The sequence below is a fragment of the Haloarcula salina genome (assembly GCF_010119195.1).
Lineage (GTDB): Archaea > Halobacteriota > Halobacteria > Halobacteriales > Haloarculaceae > Haloarcula > Haloarcula salina.
Genome location: NZ_WRXL01000009.1, coordinates 77,037 through 94,885, shown reverse-complemented (window position 1 = coordinate 94,885; position 17,849 = coordinate 77,037). Strand labels below are relative to the sequence as shown.

Genomic DNA, 17,849 nt, shown 5'->3' with positions numbered 1-17,849 from the left:
CGCCGGAAAACGACCGAGCGCGATCAGTGTTCGAGGTCCGCGAGGTCCCACTCGCCGGTGATGATCGCGCCGGAGTCGGGATTGTCGGGCTCGACGACCGCTTCCACGAAGGACGGCCCGTCGTGGGCGAAGGCCTCTTCGAGGACGCCGTTCAGGTTCTCGGGCTTGACGACGCGCTCGGCGTAGCCGACGTTGAACGACTCGGCCATGTCCATGAAGTCGACCATCGTCTCGTCGTCGAACTCCGTGTCGAGGACGCGGTCCCAGCCGTACTTGTTCACCTGGAGGTTCCGGATGGACTTCCAGCCGTTGTTGTTGACGACGACGTAGTTCACGTCGATGTCGTGTTCGACGGCGCAGGCGACCTCCTGGTTGCACATCAGGAAGCTGCCGTCGCCCTCGAAGTCGACGACCGTGCGCTCGGGGTCAGCGAGCTTCGCGCCGATGGCGGCCGAGACGCCCCAGCCCATCGTCGAGAAGCCGCCACAGGAGATGTTCGTCCGCGGCTCGTACACCGGGAACTCGGGGTTGATCGTCTCCTGGGGCTGGCCGGCGCTGGTGACGATGCTCCCGTCCCGCGGGAGGACTTCGCGGACCGCCCTGGCCACGCGCGAGATGCTCATCGGGACCTCGTCGCTCTCCCAGCGCTCGTCGACCTGCGCCTGCCAGTCCTCCCACAGTGCCTGGATCTCGTCGTAGTAGTCGTTGTCCTCCGTGGAGACGGGGTCGACGCGGTCCTGGACGGCCTCCGTGATCTGGCGGGTGACGACCTTCGCGTCGCCCTGGATGCCGACCTCGACCGGGTAGTTCTTCCCGATCTCCTGCGGGTCGATGTCGACGTGGACCAGCTTGCTCGGCGGGATCTCGAAGCTCACGCCCTCCTCGAAGGAGGAGGTGTGCATGTCGGTGAACCGACAGCCGACGGCGAGGATAACGTCGGAGTTCGCCGCGAGTTCGTTGCCGGCCGAGGAGCCGATCCAGCCGGCGTATCCGACGAACAGGTCGTGGTCTTCCGGGATGATTCCCCGGGACTGGAACGTCGGAATGACGGGGGCCTGGAGGTGTTCGGCGAGGGCCTGCACCTCGTCCCAGGCCTCGGCGAGCATCGTCCCGCCGCCGGGGACGATGACGGGCCGGTCGGCCTCGGCGAGCAGGTCCGCGGCGTTCGAGACCGTGTCGGGGTCGCCGCCGGGGCGACTGTGGGGGCGGTGCTTGGTCGGTTCTGGCAACTCTACGTCCGCCGCAGCGCCCTGTACGTCCATCGGCACGTCGACGTGGACGGGCCCGGGGCGACCGGACAACGCCGTCTGGAACGCCCGCCGGAGGATGCGAGGGAGCTGTTCGACGTCGCGGACGACGAAGCTCTGCTTCGTGACGGGTTCCATCACGCTCGGGAAGTCTCCGGGCTTCTGGCGCTCGATCTCCTGGAGGATTCCCTCACCGTACTCGTGGGTCTGGGGCGCGCCGGTGAAGATGACCATCGGGATGGAGTCGACGTAGGCCGTCGCCGCGCCGGTGACGGTGTTCGTCGCCCCCGGCCCGATGGAGGTGAACACGGCCAGCGGCTCGCCGGTCGCGCGTGCGTACCCGTCCGCGAGGTGTGTCGCGCCCTGTTCGTGCCGGGGTTGAATGACCTCAACCTCGGAGTCGTTGAACGCGTCGAGCAGGTTCGTGCTCCCGTGGCCGGGAATCCCGACGAGGTACTCGACGCCCTCTTTTTCCAGATAGTTGGCGATGATCTCGCCACCGTTCAGTCTAGGCATCTCATCACAAACGTGCACGCCGGTTTTATTAAACGTTCCCCCACGCGACCGCCTTCATAGCGAGGGGATGACCTCGTCGCCCATCACCTCGAAGAGCCGCTCCGGTTCGGGGCTGGTGTTTCCGAGCGCGATGCGGTCGAAGCCCATCTCGGCGTACTCCTCCAGTTGGCCGGCGATGGTCGCGGGATCGTCGGCGATGAGGAACTTCGCCTCGATCTCCTCCTCGGTCGCTTTCTCGCCCTCTCGTTCGATGTCTTTCGGGTTCGCCATCGCGCGGTCGAACACGTTCTGCGTCGTCGCCCACCACGGGCGGGTGGCCTCGCGAGCGCGCTCGTAGTCCTCGTCGTAGGAGGCGATGACGAGCAGCGTCGTCTCGATGCTGTCGGGATCGCGGCCCTCCTCCTCGGTGTAGCGTCGAATGGCGGGGTAGAGCCGGTCCGTGTACTCCTCGCCCTTCTTGACCGTGATGAAGCCGTCACCGTAGACGCTGGTCAGCGAGGCCGTCGTCGGACCGTTGGCCGCGAGGTGGATCTCCGGGCGCTCCTCGGGCATCGTGTAGAGCTTCGCATCGTCGACCTCGTAGTGCTCGCCCTCGTAGCTGAAGAAGTCGTCCGAGTCGTAGAGCCCGTGGATGATCTCCAGAGTCTCTTCGAGGCGGTCCCGCCGGACCGGGTACTCGGGCCACTCGTGGCCGAGCGGCTTCTCGTTCATCGCCTCGCCGGTCGAGAGGCCGAGCACGACACGCTCGTCGTGCATCTCCTGGAGGGTCGCGAACGCCTGCGCCATCATCGCCGGGTGGTAGTGCTCGCCGGCGGGCGTCACGCAGGTCCCGATCGGGATGTCGACCCGCTCGGTCGCGGCCCCGAGCCACGACCACGCGAAGCCGGCTTCGGCGTCCGTGTGGAACCACGGGTGAAAGTGATCCGAGGTCCAGATGAACTCGTAGCCGTTCTCCGCAGCGAGTTCGGAGTACTCCAGTAACTCCGACGGGCTGTACTGCTCCTGATGGGCCATGTAGTCGATGCTGACCATCGTACCTCCGACTTGTGGTGTCCGTGTAATATCGTTTTCCCCACGGGACGGGCTATTCGTGAGCGTGTGCGTCACCGAAACCCACGTACCGGTGTGCCACTCAAGCGTTTGAGAGGTGCGAACAGCCATCTGGTCGGCCGCGTGACGCACGGCCGACTAGCACACTGCTGCTCGGGAAAGACGGGTAATCCGCGACCTCGCCCGTCACCACCCTCCGATTACGTTCGCAGCTTCCGAACGGCCGAAATCGTTCGTCGCTGACGAACAGCTTTATGGGGGACGACGGCAAATTGCATGGTATGGCAACGCACGACGGCTCCCGAACGGTGGAAGCGGTCCAGACGACACTCGACATCATCGAACTGCTCCTCGAGCGAGACGGGGCCGGAATCACGGAGATCGCCTCCGAACTGGACCGGTCGAAGGGGACTATCCACGGGCACATGGCCACGCTCTCTCAGAACGAGTTCGTCGTGAAAGAGGGCGATACGTACCGTCTGAGTCTGCGATACCTCGAACTGGGGGAGAAGGTACGCGACCGACTCCAGATCTACGACGTCGTCACGGAGGAACTGGACGACCTCTCCGCGTCCTGTGGCGAGCTCGCCCAGTTCGCGATGACGGAACACGGACGCGCGGTATACATCTATAAGAGCGCCGGCGAGAACGCCATCCAGTCCGCGTCATCCCCGGGAAAGCGAGAGTACATGCACTGTCTCTCGCTGGGAAAGGCGATGCTGGCACACATGCCCAGAGAGCGCGTCGAGGAGATCATCGACCGCCACGGCCTCGTCGGGTACACCGAGAACACGATCACCGACCCCGAGACGCTGTTCGAGGAGCTCGAGGCCATTCGGGAGCGCGGCTACGCCTTCGACCGCGAGGAGAAGATCGAGGGCCTGCGCTGCGTGGCCGCCCCGGTGACGACGAAAGACGAGATCGTTGGCGCCATCAGTATCTCTGGGCCCGCCAGTCGATTCGAGGGCGACTTCTACGAGGAGGAACTCCCGAGCATGATCACACGGTCTGCGAACGTGATCGAAATCAATTCCCAGTTTTCCTGATGGGCGCCGCGTTTGATTCTCACGAACACGTGATTCGAAATCAGTCCCTGATTCAACAGCGATCTTGGACAGCCCCTCCTCCCTCATAACAGTAGTACGCATGTTATTTCAGTGGGTGCCGTACCTGTGCAGTACAGTCTGTTGAAATAGCGGAGCGGGTGGTTCAGGACTCTTGCGATTGCGCGCACCGGTACGTGACTCTCGCAAATAATCCGCTCTGAACGGGCAGTCATCACTGAACGTTCAAATATCGAATTTCAGAAGCATACTAATCTGTTAGATGTCCCCATATTGCTATTTGAGGACTAAATGCGCTTAAATAACTCTGCATATGGGAAAGATAGCACAAAATGGTCGCTGTCAGTCCTTATAATTTTGATAGGAGTTATATTTCCGTAATATATGGCGAGTATACCGTTCAAAGCAACTGATTCCGTTCACAGAATCGGCCAGACATGGTCGCCCTATCCCGGTTCGAAGTGTTGGGCGTCGCCAACGAGCAAAGCAGACGTCTCGACATCGTATCTCTGCCACAGTCCGCGCAGGATCATTTTCCGCGAGAGCGGTCGTGGTCGTTGATCGAATTCGAATAGCGGGACCGTCTCGGTAGCCGCCGCGTTCAGGAAGTCGTCACCCGACACACTGGCCGCGCTATCGTGGCGGCCTCGACCGTAGGGAACACTCAGCTCCGTGGGTCACGGTCTCCGACGAGTCCTTCCACGTCGGCCCGGTCGCACTCGGCTTGGTCCTCGGGTGCGGACCGGAGCCGAAGGGTCACCGTCGTCCCGTCGAACCGATTTGCGCCGATGTTGATCTCCCCGCCGGAGACCTGCGTGATCCAGCGGGTCAGCCAGAGTCCGGTGCCGGTGCTGTGCGAGAGCGGCGTCTCAGTCTCCGAAGCGAGGACCCGTTTCTCGTTCTCGGGCAGTCCCGGCCCGTTATCGCGAATCGTCAGCGTGACGCGGTCGGACTCGCCGCTCCGGGTGCCGGCCACTTCGACTTCGACGCGCGGATCCGCGGCGTCGTTGTGTTCGACGGCGTTTTCGAGGAGATTGTCGAGCGCGTAGGGCAGCAGTTCGTGGGCGAGGACCGAGACCGGACCCGGGACGGTAGTTCGGATCTCCGCCTCCGGCCACCCCGAGCGCAAGCGGGCGGCGCGCTCTTCGACCAGCGTCCCGAGGTCGGTCTGCGTGCGGTCGGGCTCGCCATCGCTCTGGAGCTGTTCGAGGCGACGCGCGGTGTCGCTCAGTTCGACGATGTTCGAGAGACGGTCGTCGATGGCCTCGAAGTGGTCGTCCCCGTTGGGGGCCGCGTCGGCCAGCAGTTCGAGCCGGCCGCGGATGACGGTGATGTCGTTTCTGACGTTGTGGCGCAACAGTCGGTTGAGCACGGCCAGTCGCTGTTCGCGCTGGCGCTGTTCGGTGATGTCGCTGACGACGAAGGTCGCGCCGGCGTAGCCGTTCCTCGACGCCTCGAGCGGGGCGGCCCACAGCCGAACGTCGAGCAGCGAGCCGTCGGCGTGTCGGTGCTGGGTGGTGACGCTCGTCAGAGCCTCTCCCGCCTCCAGCCGTTCGAGAGCCGACTCGATAGAGGTCGGAGAATCGGCCAGGATCCGGTAGTACGACTCGCCGAGAACGTCAGCCGCGTCCCACCCGAAGGTTCGTTCCGCACCGCTGTTCCACAGCTCTACGGTCCCGTCCCCGTCGACGACGATGACGGCCGCGGGCGCCACTTCGATGACCGACGCGAGTCGATCGACGAGGGACTCGACCGTCCCGGTGAGCACGTCGATTTCCTCGTCGGGCCCGAGATTCCGATGGAGGACCGTGACGAGCTCCGCGGTGATGTCGGCGATCAGTTCGTCCCGATCCGTCGCCGCCTGCGACTGATACAGGTCGACGAGCTGCCGCTGGGCCCGCTCGTGCCCCTCGCTCTCCAGCGTCCGGAAGACTGCACCGAGAAACTGGTCGGTGTACCCGTCCATTTTAGGCCATCCTAAAATACGCCTGACTAAGAAGGCTTGGATAGTGCGGTCCCGCTCCGACGGCAAATGGTTATATTTTTACTGAACGATGGCGATTCCCTTGGCATGGCAGTCCATAGCGCCCAGGGCGATGCCGGTCGCGCTGGCGGTCTCCCCGACGTCGTTCCGTTCGAGCTCTCGTACCTGTCTCGACTGAGCTGGGAGCTGGGAACGCGCATCGTCGACGACGACGAGTCGACGGCCCTCGGTACGTGGACGCACGCGGACCGTCGGTGGGAAGTCTCGGTCCACGAGGTCACGAGCGAAACCGCACTCATCCGGACACGCTCGCCAGTGGGCCGAGAACAGTTCTACGGGGCCATCTGTACCGAGCTTCGGGCGGCCATCGAGTCGTTCGAGACGATGCCATCGTGGCAGCAGCGAGGCAAGTGACGTCACGACCTCCGAGAGACGCTCAGGCGTTTCCATACTCGATCTAGCGATCGATCCCATCCGGTGATTCACCGAGGGGATACAGAGCTCCCAGCTCGGTGGACAGACGCGTGATTCGACGGTCGAGCAGCCAGTGAGTTACCCGACGCGGAACCGAATCGAGATACCGTCGGGATCGGAGATCTCGAATCCACCGTTGATCTGGTGGCAGGTGACACCGGCGTCCCCGAGGCGCTGGCGAACCGTCGCCAGCGCCTCCTCGTCGGCGACCAGCCACTCGAACCACGCCAGGCCGCGGCCGCCTGCGGGCTGGGACCGTCGGTTCCAGGCGTTGAGCCCGAGATGGTGGTGGTAGTCGCCCGCAGCGACGAACAGCGCCGACGGGGAGGCCGTCTGCAGGCGGAGGCCGAGCGTATCGACGTAGAAGGTCCGTGCGGCCTCGATATCGGTCACTTCCAGGTGGACGTGGCCGACCGTCGTCTCCGGCGGGACCGTCTCGCCTCCGTCGGACTCGCCGACGACGGCCTCGAGGTCCAGCGGGACGGTCCCGATGTCGATGGTCCCGTCGTCCGTACGCGGCCACTCGTCTCGGGGTCGGTCGGTGTATATCTCGATCCCGTTGCCCTCCGGGTCACTGAGGTAGACGGCCTCGCTCACGAAGTGATCGGACGCGCCGTCCAGTTGGCCCCGGTCCCGGACGCGCTCGACGGCCGCACCGAGGGCGGTGCGCGAGGGCACGCGAAAAGCCGTGTGAAACAACCCCGCTTGCGCCGGGTCTCGCGGCGCCGCCGTCTCGTCGGCGGTCAGTTCGAGCAGCGGCGTTCCGCCCGCACCGAGCGTCGCCGCCGACCCTGAACGGGCCAGGACCGAGAGTCCCACGACCGTCCGGTAGAACTCGATCATCTCGTCGAGGTCGGTCACTAGCAGCGCAGTCCGACCGATTCTCGCGGTCTCTGGAACGATTGGTGGCTGTGTCATGGATGTCGTCGCCGCTCCCCCCGAGCACGCCGTGCTGGGCGCGGCGGTTCGGCCGGACAGCGGTCGCGTGTTGCGTGTCCGATCACGATGTCGTCGGGTACTCACCTCCGGCATCGGTCATCTCTTCACACTGGCTAGTGGCGTCTGACCGTAATATAGTTCAGCGAACGTCGGTCCAACCAGGTCACACCGATGCCACCGACTCCGTTCTCGACGGGAAGGACGCGAACTCACCGACGATCTTGGGGGTCCTCGAACGTATCACCGTCGACAACCGACGATCGCCTAAGCGGGTGTGTCGGTTGGCGCATTGTCCCGGCGAGCGCGACTCCGATGCCGGGTTTCAGCGGTAGCTGATACCAACTCTCGCCGCCGGCGAGAGACCTGTATCGGCGACCCGGGGCGCATATGCTGCTAACAACGGGATCTGTAACGTAGCGTCATTCGAGTAGGCAATTAGGCCCTTCAATTGGAGCTCAAACCGAGCTTTTCGGTCACATCTCGAGACTACCCAGTCTTTGAAAGCGCAAATAATATTTTCTTGGCGGAATATAACTGTTAAATAGTAGACCTCTACCAAAATTGTGCTAAATTACTGGGATATTCGGAGTATCTATACGTATCGATGGCGAGCTAGCGGCGACTTTCGGTATCGGCGGGCGACGGGCACCCACGTCGTCCACGAACGCGACGACTCGACAGCCATGGGAGGGGCCGTCGAATCGACAAGCAGGCCTACGAGATGGCCGGAATCGGCCCCGACGCCCCCGACGTGACGGCACTGCGCGACATATTCACTATCATCGATTCCTCGAGCTGGAGGGTATCGTCGTCGCCGAACAGCACGGCGGCGGACTGACGGCGGTCCGACTGCGGGAATGGTCTCCGCTGACAGTGCGCCCGTGCCGGCTCAGTTCGACTGGGAGCCAGACAGGTACTGGTGGCCGCGTAGCGCGGTCGACACGACGAGACCGAACTTCGGCACGCGGTACGATACCGCTGCGGCGGCGAGCAGGATCACGCCCCGTCGGTAGCGCCTGTTGACGAACGCGAACAGTGCGTCGAGCACCGTCGACCACAGGGAGAGACTGTCCCACGGATTCGACTGATCGTTCCGTGATTTCACATCCGGAATAGGTACCGTGGTTGTTTGGCTCGTCTGCTTGCGCCTGCCAGTTTCGCGCACCGGTCTCGCGTCGATTTCTCGGGACGCCCGCGGGTCTCCACGGTCGTCGTCCTCACTCCGACGGTACTGCTGTTGGATTGGCCGGGAACGCGACCGCAAGTATCGCCTCGTGGACCACTTTCTGGGCGGGTCCCGGACGGGTCGGCCTGCAACCGCAACGCACGGCTTATTGAGCTGTCGGCCGAAAGCGTTGTCTATGCCGTCGAACCCCACGGCCGCGTGGACGCTCCACGGGATACCGCGATCGGCCGCCCGGAGGCTCCGGTGATGAGGTCGGTCGCAGTCGTCCACAAGGACCTCTCCGCAAAGGGGGGCGCCGAGGCGGTCGCGGTCAACGTGCTGGAGGCGCTCCAGCCCCAGTACGACGTGACCCTGCTCACGCTGCAGGCCCCCGACGTGGCATCGCTGAACGCGTACTACGACGCCGACGTCGACGCCGACGCGCTGACCGTCCGGCGGGCCGGCAGAGTCGCGTCCGCGATCAACGATCGGTTCGGACTCCGGTACTACCTCCTGCAGAACGCCCTTCTCGGCCGGTTAGCGCGACGCCACGCCGACGAGTTCGACCTCGTCATCAGCACGCTCAACGAGCTCGGACTCGGTGCGGGTTCGATCCAGTACGTCCACTTCCCGTTCGACTGGAACGCCGCGCTATCGGACCGAGACGACATCTTCCACGATAGCGTCCCCGCGGACTCGCTGTACCAACGGCTGTGTAGCGCGATCGCCGACGTGGACGAGCGCGAACTGGCGGCGAGCGTCCTCCTGGCGAACTCCGAGTGGACGGCGGGGAAGTTCACCGAAGCGTACGGTACGCGCCCCGAGGTGCTCTATCCCCCGGTCGACACGCGCGGATTCACCGATCGACCGTGGGCGGAGCGCGAGAACGGCTTCGTCACGATCGGCCGCGTCGAGCGGAGCAAGCGGACGCTCGAACTGATCGGCGTGATGGACGCCCTGCGCGATCGCGGACACGACGTCCACCTGCACGTGGTCGGCCCGGCCGCCAAGGAGGCGTACGCGCGGCGTCTCGCCGACGTGGCCGCCGACCGGCCGTACATCGAAGTAGAGGGGGAACTCCAACGCGCCGAGTTGGTCGACCTGATCTGCACGCACCGGTACGGAATCCACGGCAAGGAGTACGAGCACTTCGGGATGGCTGTTGCCGAACTCGCCGCCGGCGGCACCGTCCCCTTCGTCCCCGCCACGGGCGGTCAGCGTGCGATCGTCGGCGAACGTGACCCCCTGCTGTACGACTCGCTGGCGGACTGCGTCGACCGGATCAACCGCGTGCTCGCTGACCCCGAGATGCAACGCGAGCTCCAGATGGACCCCGCCGAGATCGAACGGCAGTTCGGACGAGAGCGCTTCCGGACGGCGATTCGGGCGACTGTGGCCGACGCGATTGGCGACGGCGGCGACGACGGCGACGACGCCGACGACGACCTACCGGAACCGACGGTCCGCCGACCGGCGTCGGCGTCCGCCGACGACTGACTTCGACCGATCGCTCACGGTCGGCGGTACGCGAACCGTCGAAGTTCGAGATCGCTCGTTCGACGGCGTCTTCCGGCCGGTACACCGGCGGTTGGCGGTTGGCGGTTCCCGCGTCACCGACCGGGCGTCGTTGTCCCGGCACCGCGACCGCACCACGGCGACATGTCCGTCTCGAACGTATACCTCCTGTCTCTCCGTGTAAGCGTGAGAGACCACTGCTTGCGATTGACGGCCGAGCTTGTCGGTCCACTCGTCGACCCAGCGGTGCCAGTCTGTCCTCGGGATGCCCGCCTCGAAACCGGGGGAGCGACCCGCGCCTGTCGAGCCTATCTCTTTAGGGCTAGTCGTGATGTGTCGAGCGAATGACTGTCCGCGTATGGCAGAGAGCCACTGCGGCCACTCCGTCCAGAGCCGAATGTGCAGCGCCGAGTGCGACGTCGGGGAGGGCGTCCGCCAATGACGCTGATCGCCAGCGTTCGCCTCGCCTCACCCGCGCTGGAGACGAGCGCCCGTCGAACCCCCGGATCGACCGTTCGCGTCGAACAGCAGGTCCCGACCGCCGACGGGGCGCTCGACCTCACCCTCTGGTCCACGGCCGACGACCCGCTCGAGTTCGAGTGCGGACTCGACGACGACGGGACGGTCGACCGCTGGACCTCGATCGGGGGTGCCGGTGACCGAGCGCTCTACCGGGTACGACTCACGGCGGCCGCGAGCGCGACGTTCCGATACGAGCGGTGGTCCGACGGCCGGGCGGTGTTCCTCTCGGCCGACCGGGGACAGACCGGGTGGACGGTCAACGCATACGTCCCGGACCGCTCCGTCCTCCAGCAGATCGCCTCGGGCTGTGAGGACAACGACGTCCAGTTCGAACTGGTGCGGGTCGCGGAGGTCGACCAACTCACTGGGATGCAGCAGTACGGACTGTCTGACGTGCAGGCGGAGACACTGACGGAAGCACTGGACCGTGGCTACTACACGATTCCGAGGGAAGTCAGCCTGGGGGAGTTGGCCCAGCCGCTCGACGTCTCCCACCAGGCGGTCTCTGAACGACTGCGCCGCGGGATCTGTTCGCTGCTGGAGAACACGGTCGCGGAGCGGCGGACCGAGCCCGGCGTCTCGGAGAAGGGCGGGACGTCGATACCGACGACGCAATCGGGGGATGTGAGCGGACCGACTGCTCAGGAATCCCTGGCCGGCTCCGCGACGGTACCGTCGTGGGTTGGACCGTCGACGTCCAGCCAGTGACCGCCGCGGACTGCAGTGGCGCTCCGTGACAACCGCTGGACGGGGCATAGGGGCCATTCAGTGTGCAGCGGCGCGCCCATCGGTCCTCGGCTGAATTTCGCTTTCTCACTCACTGATCCACCTGGATGGCTGCTCGATCCAGGGTCCGGTAGCGGGCCCCGATTGGGGCCGCACGGAGGACCTCGACTCCGGTCGCCTGGCGTCGTCCTCCGTCGACCGGTATCGGCCGGCGGATCGTCTCAGACGGTTTCGTCGGTGTTGTCGCCGGTGATACCGCCCCGATCGCTGTACCCCTTTCGACCGACCGCATCCTCGCCGACCATATTGTAGATCATCTGGCGGACGTCTTCGGCCGACTCGTACTCTTGATCCTCGTTCCCCACCCCCCCGAGCACCTCCTGGAGCGTGTGGGTGTCGCCCGACAGTTCGAGTTCGGCGTCTCCGTACTCGTCGAGGAGCTTGTCGGTGGTCGTCGGGTAGTCGTGCCCCTCCAACTCGTCGGCGAGCGAGCCGAGCTCCACGCCCTGTTCGCGGCTGTCTTCCGTGTCGCCACTCGCACCTGTGGAATTTTCGATTCCCATGTACTCACCCACGGGGCGACCGGGAAAAGGCGTTCTGCTGGCACTCGCCGGATCGCTCGTGGGGAGCAGGACTCCGACGCTGTCGCCGGCTCGGGGCCGCGGCCGCCCGGCGGCCTCGTCGCTGCTCGGTGGCGCTCGCCTGATGGATTCGTTCGTGCTCGTCGCCAGAGCGGAACCGTCTGTGACCCGCGACGGTTCGAAGCGGTCACCGGTACTGTTTGCACCGAGCGAAGAGATCACCGAGCGCGCCGGCAGTGATCGTCTCCGCAAGGACGGTCGCTCTGTCGAGTAGTTGGGAACTCTAGGTCAGGGACCTGATCCAGGTCGCCCGCTAATATCGCGTTACTTTCGGACTGGTCGCGTTAATTTCCGCTTAGCCTCGGCGTCAGGAGGTGTCCGTCCGCCGCTCTGGATCGTGATCGTGGGAGTCATCTGTTATCATAGACATAATGTATTACCATCACGGTTCAGAATAGTGGACAGCGAGTCGGTTCTGACGACCGACTCGGGACCGCTGTCAGACGGAATAACAATCGTACAGGAGTTAGTCAACGGGATCGAGTAGTGCGGCCGATAGCGGTGCCGACCTACCTATCCTTCTCCGCCACCATCTCAAATAATGGAATACAAAGATGGATATGGGATAGATAGGGGTATAAAAACGATATCGGCGTGTATATTTGATAAGAGGTATTGAATTGGAGAATATAGGTAAGGAGGTTCTTAATTTAATATAAGTCATGTCGATAACTCTCGAGAAAAATTTATTCTGGGATGAGATGCGCCTATATCGGGGGTAAAATCTTGTTTTAATCGCCGTATGTCTGTCAATCGGGCTCAGAAGACGATGAATTCGGATTTGTGCCTCTCGAAGCATTCGCCGCGGTCGCTCGCTAGCGATGTGGCGCTTTCCCGAGAGGCGAACTGCTTCCGTCCGACTGTCCCTACGGGGTCGTTCTGGTACGGTAGACGCGTTCGTCGGGCTGTCCCATCGACGCCGTCCGTTCGCCGAAACCGATTCGTCCCCCGACCGCGAACGGGTGGGTGAGAGATGATCGAAGCCGCCGGCGACTGGCTCGGCCCCCAGACGGCCGCGCTTTTGCTCGCCGTCATCGCGCTCGCCACGCTCGGGACACTGTCGCTTTTCCTGGTGGCCGCGGCCGGCACGTACCGCCGCCGGACGCGTCCGTACGTCCTGCTGACGACGGCGATCGGCCTGCTCGTCGTCCGGTCGGTCGTGGGCGTGGGGACCGTCCTCGGCACCGTCCCGATGCCGATCCACCACCTCACGGAACACGGCTTCGACTTCCTCATCGCGCTGCTGGTCCTCGGTGCGATCTACGCGGTCGACGCCCCTCGAACGGCAGATTGACCGTCGTTTCGACGGTCACACCAAGAACGCTATGTGGCGTCTGTGCGTAGGGTTCGCCTATGATAGAGCGTCAAGACGCGGTGACGCGCAGGCGCGTGCTCGCCGGCGTCGTCGGCACGGCCACGGTGGTCGCGCTCGCCGGCTGTCAGGGGACCGATGAGACGGCGGACCCCGTCGCACTCGACGGCGACGAGTCCTGTGACCAGTGCGGCATGGTCATCGGTCAGCACCCGGGACCCGCCGGGCAGACGTACTACCGCGAGAACTCGCCCGAGGGTCACGACCCGCCGGCGCGCTTTTGCAGTACGACCTGTACCTATCGACACCGGTTCGCAAACGAGCAGTCCGGATGGACGCCAGACGCGACCTACCTCACCGACTACAGCGTCGTCGACTACGAGGTGCGGACCGACGGCGGGACCGCGGTCATCTCGCGACACCTGGACGCGGCGACGTTCGCGTCGAGCGACGATCTGACAGTCGTCGCGAACTCCGACGTGGAGGGCGCGATGGGGCCGGCGCTCGTCCCGTTCAGCGAGGAGTCGGACGCCGCGGCCTTCGCCCAGGAGTACGGCGGCGAGACGCTGGCGGCCGAGTCCATCAGTCCCGAACTCGTCGGCAGCATGTGAGCGGATTCCCGGCCGCTGGGAACTATCGACAGCGTGTTTAGTGGCGTCCGACTAGTACGGTCCAGAAGGGTATGTCTACGGTCAGAGAGCAGGTGCGCGCCCACGTCGAGGCCAATCCGGGCGTCCACTTCAACGCGATAGCGCGAGACCTTGATATCGCGACCGGACAGGCGCAGTACCACCTCCGGAAGCTCCGACGCGGCGACGAGGTAGTCGCCGAGGAAGTCAGGGGAAAGACCCACTACTACGGCGAGGGCTACGATCCCTGGGAGCGCCGCGTCCTCGCGTTCGCCCGCCGGGAGACCGCCCGCGCGGTGCTGTTTCACCTGCTCGAGGCGGATTCGCTGGCCGCCGGCGAATTGGCCGAGCGCCTGGACGTGGCCCGCAGCACGGTCGCGTGGCACGTCTCGTCGCTCGTCGAGGCCGGCGTGCTGGAGAAGGCCTACGGCGAGCGCGGGACGGTCGTCGTCTCGCTGACCAGCCCGGAGGAGACGCGGCGACTGCTCGGCGAGGTCACGCCGTCGCTGACCGACCGCCTCGTCGACCGCTTCGTGCGGCTGGTCGACGGGACGCTCGGGGGCGCGGCGGACGACGATTGATTTCCCTCACCGCGTGTCAGTCACGAGTTCCGTCGCGACGAGTGAGCCGACCCACCAGAACAGGAGCGAGCCGACGGCGACCGCGCCGGAGACGAACGCCGACCGCCCGGGGACTGCCACGTACAGCACCTGATCGAAGACCAGCCCGCGGTAGGCTCCGGCGGGCGTCATGGCGAGCGCGCCGCCGAGCGTCTCGCTCGTCACGAGGCCGCCGTCGAGCCCCGCGAAGACGGCCACGTCGCCGCCGACGGTGACGACGAGCAGGCCCGCCAGTGCGAGCACCAGCGCACGGCCGCGGGAACCAGCGAGCGCCGAGAGGACGAACGCGAGCGACAGGGCGATCAGCGCGTACCAGAGCGTGAGCGCGAGAAAGCGGACGTACAGCAACGGCGAGTCGACCCCGCGGTGGCTCGCGAACACGGTCGTCTCCGGCCCGGCGGTCGTGGCGACCTGCACGCCGAGCGCCGCGAGCGGGAGGCCGACGAGGGTGAGCAGGACCGCGCTCCGGCCGGCGTAGACGCCGCCGACGTAGGCCCACGACGGGAGCGGGTAGGTCTCGAGCACGTCGAGTTCGCCGCGAGCCGCCGGGTCGGCGATGGCCCGGTAGCCGACGGCGAAGGCGACGGTCGGGACGAGCACCTCCACGACGACGAGCAGGTCGACGACGGTCGGGACGTACCCGCCCGCGGGACCGCCGCCGGCGCGCGCGACGCCGAACAGCGCCGCGGCGAGCACCGCGAGCAGTCCGAGGTAGGCCCGCGTCCGGATGGCGGCCCTGACCTCTCTGACGAACACCGTCCAGAACCCGTCTGCGCGGGTCACGCGTCGCCCACCTCCGTCGCGGTGACGACCGCGCTCTCCCGCTCGAGAAGCGACGTGAACGTCTCGTGGAGCGGGCCGCCAGTCCGCTCCCGCAGCGCCTGAGGCGTGTCCACGGTCACCACTGCGCCCGATTCGAGGACGGCGAGGCGGTCGGCCGTTCGTTCGACGAGCGCCAGTTCGTGCGAACTCAGCGCGACCGCCCGCCCCTCGTCGGCGATGGACGCGACCACGTCGAAGATCAGTTCGCTCATGGCGGGATCGAGGCCGCTCGCCGGCTCGTCGAGGACGACCACGGGCGGGTCGCCGGCCAGTGCCTGCGCGATGCCGAGCAGTCGCGTCATCCCGCCCGAGAGCCCGTCGACGGGTCGGTCGGCCACGTCGCCGAGCCCCACGCGCTCCAGCAGCCGGTCCGGGTCGTCGTCCACGAGGTCGGCGTAGAACCCGATGGTCTCGCGGACGGTGAACCCCGGCCTGAACGTCGGCCGCTGGGGCAGGTAGCCGAGGCGTCGGACCGCGTCCGGCCCGCCGTACTCGACGGTCCCGCCCGTCGGTCGTTCGAGGCCGAGCAGCACGCGCAACAGCGTCGTCTTGCCCGACCCGTTCGGGCCGATGAGGCCGGTCACGGCGTCGGCGGGCACGTCGAGCGACACGTCCGAGAGCGCGGTCACGTCGCCGTAGGTCTTGCCGACCTCGTTCGCCGACAGGTACGTTTCGCCCGTCACGTCGATGCCTCCCGTTGGGTCTGGTTTCGAAGCATGGCGATAGTCTCCGGATTCGCGGGTGTCGAGAGCGGCGCGGTGTCCACGATGCTTCCGCGGCGGAAGCCCGGCGTCGTCCCTCGAAGCGCGCGGAGGCCGCGGACGCTGGGCGCGGCCCGAAGGACGAACGCCGCGTCGGTCTGATGGAGTCGCCGGTCGACGGGGTCGGTCGGTGAGTAGGGCTGGGACAGCGTCGGGCCGGCGCTCCCGCCAAGGTCGGCCGCCCCGCCCCAGTAGTTCCCGCGCCCCTCGTGGGTGTAGATCCGCAGCGGCCCCGGTCCCGAGACGGCGTGGCGTTCGTTCGCCACGAAGTCGTTCTCGGTGACGATGTTCGACGGGACGACCGTGGAGGCCGCGACGCCGATGTCGTTCCCGTACAGGACGTTGCGCTCGTACAGCGACCGCGCGGCGTTCGTCGAGAGGCCGCGGCCGGTGTCGACGACGACGTTGTCGGCGACGTAGCTCCGGGACCCCGACATCGAGATACCGGCTCCCGAGTCGCTGACGGTGTTGCCGACGACGGCGTTGGCCGCGGGGTCGGTCATGACGACGACGCCGGAGTACTCCTGATCGCGGGCCGCGTTGCGGGCGACCAGCGCCCGCGAGGTGTACATCAGGTGGACGCCGAACCGGTTCTCGGTGAAGGTGTTGTTCTGGATGACGGTCCCGTCCGCGCGGTGGAGGTAGACGCCGTCGCGGCCGCCGCGGAAGGCGGAGTCCCGGACGACCACGGGCGCGTGCATCGCGACGACGCCCATGAAGCCGTCCCGCCAGTCGTCGGTCCCGTCGACCGTGACGTTCTCGACGACGGCACCCGGCGACCCCCTGAGCACGACGCCGCTGGCGGGCGTGTCGACGGCGAGGTCCGCCACGTACAGCCCCGAGGCGTTGCGCCCGGTGACCGCGGCGTCGCTGTTGCCGTAGGCGGTCGTCACCGCCGCGTCCCACGCCTCGGAGTCCGACGCCGACCGATTGCCGACCGTCTGGTTGCCGATTCCGACCACCTCGAAGCCCACGACGGCGGCCCGGTCGGCCGTCACCGTCACGACGGTCCCGTTCCCGCGGCCGTCGAGCGTCGCGCCCGCGCCGCGGAGCGTGACGGGCTTGTCGACGGTGACCTGCTCGCGGTACGTGCCGTTCGCGACGAGGACGGTCGTGTTCGGCGGGGCCGCGTCCACGCCGGCCTGTACCGTCGCCGCGTCGCGGCCGACGACCACCGACACCGGCCGGTCTCGATACCGCTGGGCTCCCTCGACGGCGGCCGCGGCCCGCTCGCGTCGCGGTTCGACCTGCTCCCGGACGGTCTCGGCCTCGTCGACGTCGAACGAGCGGTTCTCGATCCGCTCCCAGCCGACGACGCGCCCGCCGCAGTCCTCGGCGAAGGCCTCTGCGTCCCCCCGGTCGGCGAACGGAACGATCGCGGGACTGGAGGGGACGCGCGCCCGGCCGTCGACGACGTACGAAGCGTCGCTCGCGAGCACCCAGTCGGGCGGCACGTCCGTTTCGAGGTAGTTCGACTCGCCACAGCGGACCGGCTTGTCGCTGTAGTCCGAGACGTACACGGCGAGCGGGTAGCCGAACTGCTGTTCGTGGCCCGGTTCGGACAGCGCCGTCACCGCCATGTCGACCCCCGCGTAGCCGACGACGTAGCGGTACTGCGAGTAGAACACCTCGACCTTCGGGACGCTGATCTCCCGGTTCCGGGCGATCTGTGCGTCTGCCATCGTGATCCCGCGCTCGACGGTCCGGTCGAAGGGGACCGGGTCCGGGCGCGCGCTCCCCAGGTCGACGGCGAACGCGGCCCCGAACACCAGCGCGGCGACAGCGACGGCTGTCAGGGCGAGCGCCTGTCCCGTCGTCGGCCGTGGTCGCATCTATCGTCCGTTCGAGCGTCCGGGCAAAAC

At 66.2% G+C, this 17,849-nt stretch carries 17 protein-coding genes; 8 read left to right on the top strand and 9 right to left on the bottom strand.

Annotation, left to right across the window (positions count from 1 at the left end; translation table 11 throughout):
* Nucleotides 1-23 precede the first annotated feature (23 nt).
* Together GM656_RS18590 and GM656_RS18585 are read right to left on the bottom strand one after the other, a co-directional pair.
* A complete protein-coding gene (locus GM656_RS18590; RefSeq protein ID WP_162415204.1) occupies nt 24-1,763 on the bottom strand; it encodes a thiamine pyrophosphate-binding protein in 1,740 nt (579 codons plus the stop codon).
* Nucleotides 1,764-1,817: 54 nt separating this feature from the next.
* Nucleotides 1,818-2,795, bottom strand: coding sequence for a TIGR03557 family F420-dependent LLM class oxidoreductase (locus tag GM656_RS18585; RefSeq protein ID WP_162415203.1), 978 nt, complete (start codon nt 2,793-2,795; stop codon nt 1,818-1,820).
* Nucleotides 2,796-3,094: 299 nt separating this feature from the next.
* On the opposite strand from GM656_RS18585, the gene GM656_RS18580 reads away from it, so the two are divergent.
* Nucleotides 3,095-3,859, top strand: a complete 765-nt coding sequence (locus GM656_RS18580; RefSeq protein ID WP_162415202.1) for an IclR family transcriptional regulator — start codon at nt 3,095-3,097, stop codon at nt 3,857-3,859.
* A 682-nt stretch (nt 3,860-4,541) separates the two neighbouring features.
* Here the strand turns inward: GM656_RS18580 and GM656_RS18575 are convergent.
* Nucleotides 4,542-5,843 carry a PAS domain S-box protein gene (locus GM656_RS18575; protein WP_162415201.1) on the bottom strand — a complete coding sequence of 434 codons (1,302 nt, stop codon included), beginning with the start codon at nt 5,841-5,843 and terminating at the stop codon, nt 4,542-4,544.
* A gap of 105 nt (nt 5,844-5,948) precedes the next feature.
* On the opposite strand from GM656_RS18575, the gene GM656_RS18570 reads away from it, so the two are divergent.
* Nucleotides 5,949-6,275, top strand: coding sequence for a hypothetical protein (locus tag GM656_RS18570; protein ID WP_162415200.1), 327 nt, complete (start codon nt 5,949-5,951; stop codon nt 6,273-6,275).
* 138 nt (nt 6,276-6,413) lie between these two features.
* On the opposite strand, the gene GM656_RS18565 is transcribed toward GM656_RS18570, so the two are convergent.
* Together GM656_RS18565 and GM656_RS18555 are read right to left on the bottom strand one after the other, a co-directional pair.
* Complete coding sequence (locus GM656_RS18565) at nt 6,414-7,253, bottom strand: VOC family protein (RefSeq protein WP_162415199.1); 840 nt, start codon at nt 7,251-7,253, stop codon at nt 6,414-6,416.
* 910 nt (nt 7,254-8,163) lie between these two features.
* Nucleotides 8,164-8,379 carry a hypothetical protein gene (locus GM656_RS18555; protein ID WP_162415123.1) on the bottom strand — a complete coding sequence of 72 codons (216 nt, stop codon included), beginning with the start codon at nt 8,377-8,379 and terminating at the stop codon, nt 8,164-8,166.
* A 327-nt stretch (nt 8,380-8,706) separates the two neighbouring features.
* Between GM656_RS18555 and GM656_RS18550 the strand changes: the two genes are divergently transcribed.
* A complete protein-coding gene (locus tag GM656_RS18550) occupies nt 8,707-9,936 on the top strand; it encodes a glycosyltransferase family 4 protein (RefSeq protein ID WP_162415198.1) in 1,230 nt (409 codons plus the stop codon).
* Nucleotides 9,937-10,392: 456 nt separating this feature from the next.
* Nucleotides 10,393-11,184: a helix-turn-helix domain-containing protein gene (locus GM656_RS18545; protein WP_162415197.1), complete on the top strand. Its 792-nt coding sequence runs from the start codon at nt 10,393-10,395 to the stop codon at nt 11,182-11,184.
* Nucleotides 11,185-11,423: 239 nt separating this feature from the next.
* On the opposite strand, the gene GM656_RS18540 is transcribed toward GM656_RS18545, so the two are convergent.
* The gene (locus GM656_RS18540; RefSeq protein ID WP_162415196.1) at nt 11,424-11,765 is read right to left on the bottom strand and encodes a DUF5789 family protein; all 342 of its coding nucleotides are present in this window, start codon (nt 11,763-11,765) and stop codon (nt 11,424-11,426) included.
* A 142-nt stretch (nt 11,766-11,907) separates the two neighbouring features.
* Here GM656_RS18540 and GM656_RS18535 point away from each other — a divergent pair, with 142 nt between their 5' ends.
* The 4 genes from GM656_RS18535 to GM656_RS18520 all read left to right on the top strand — a co-directional run bounded on the left by GM656_RS18535 (nt 11,908) and on the right by GM656_RS18520 (nt 14,365).
* Entirely contained in the window at nt 11,908-12,057 is a 150-nt protein-coding gene (locus GM656_RS18535; protein WP_162415195.1) for a hypothetical protein, read from the top strand.
* Between the two features lie 759 nt (nt 12,058-12,816).
* On the top strand, nt 12,817-13,137 hold the full coding sequence (locus GM656_RS18530) for a DUF7471 family protein (RefSeq protein WP_162415194.1): 321 nt from the start codon (nt 12,817-12,819) through the stop codon (nt 13,135-13,137).
* A 59-nt stretch (nt 13,138-13,196) separates the two neighbouring features.
* The gene (locus tag GM656_RS18525; protein WP_162415193.1) at nt 13,197-13,766 is read left to right on the top strand and encodes a nitrous oxide reductase accessory protein NosL; all 570 of its coding nucleotides are present in this window, start codon (nt 13,197-13,199) and stop codon (nt 13,764-13,766) included.
* A gap of 71 nt (nt 13,767-13,837) precedes the next feature.
* On the top strand, nt 13,838-14,365 hold the full coding sequence (locus GM656_RS18520) for a winged helix-turn-helix transcriptional regulator (protein WP_162415192.1): 528 nt from the start codon (nt 13,838-13,840) through the stop codon (nt 14,363-14,365).
* A 6-nt stretch (nt 14,366-14,371) separates the two neighbouring features.
* On the opposite strand, the gene GM656_RS18515 is transcribed toward GM656_RS18520, so the two are convergent.
* From GM656_RS18515 to GM656_RS18505, 3 genes are read right to left on the bottom strand one after another with little or no spacing between them, the layout of a single operon-like run.
* The gene (locus GM656_RS18515) at nt 14,372-15,187 is read right to left on the bottom strand and encodes a hypothetical protein (RefSeq protein ID WP_162415191.1); all 816 of its coding nucleotides are present in this window, start codon (nt 15,185-15,187) and stop codon (nt 14,372-14,374) included.
* Nucleotides 15,184-15,909: an ABC transporter ATP-binding protein gene (locus GM656_RS18510; protein ID WP_162415190.1), complete on the bottom strand. Its 726-nt coding sequence runs from the start codon at nt 15,907-15,909 to the stop codon at nt 15,184-15,186. The genes GM656_RS18515 and GM656_RS18510 overlap by 4 nt, the downstream gene beginning before the upstream one ends.
* Nucleotides 15,906-17,819: a NosD domain-containing protein gene (locus tag GM656_RS18505; RefSeq protein ID WP_162415189.1), complete on the bottom strand. Its 1,914-nt coding sequence runs from the start codon at nt 17,817-17,819 to the stop codon at nt 15,906-15,908. Before GM656_RS18505 ends, GM656_RS18510 begins: the two co-directional genes overlap by 4 nt.
* Nucleotides 17,820-17,849 lie beyond the last annotated feature (30 nt).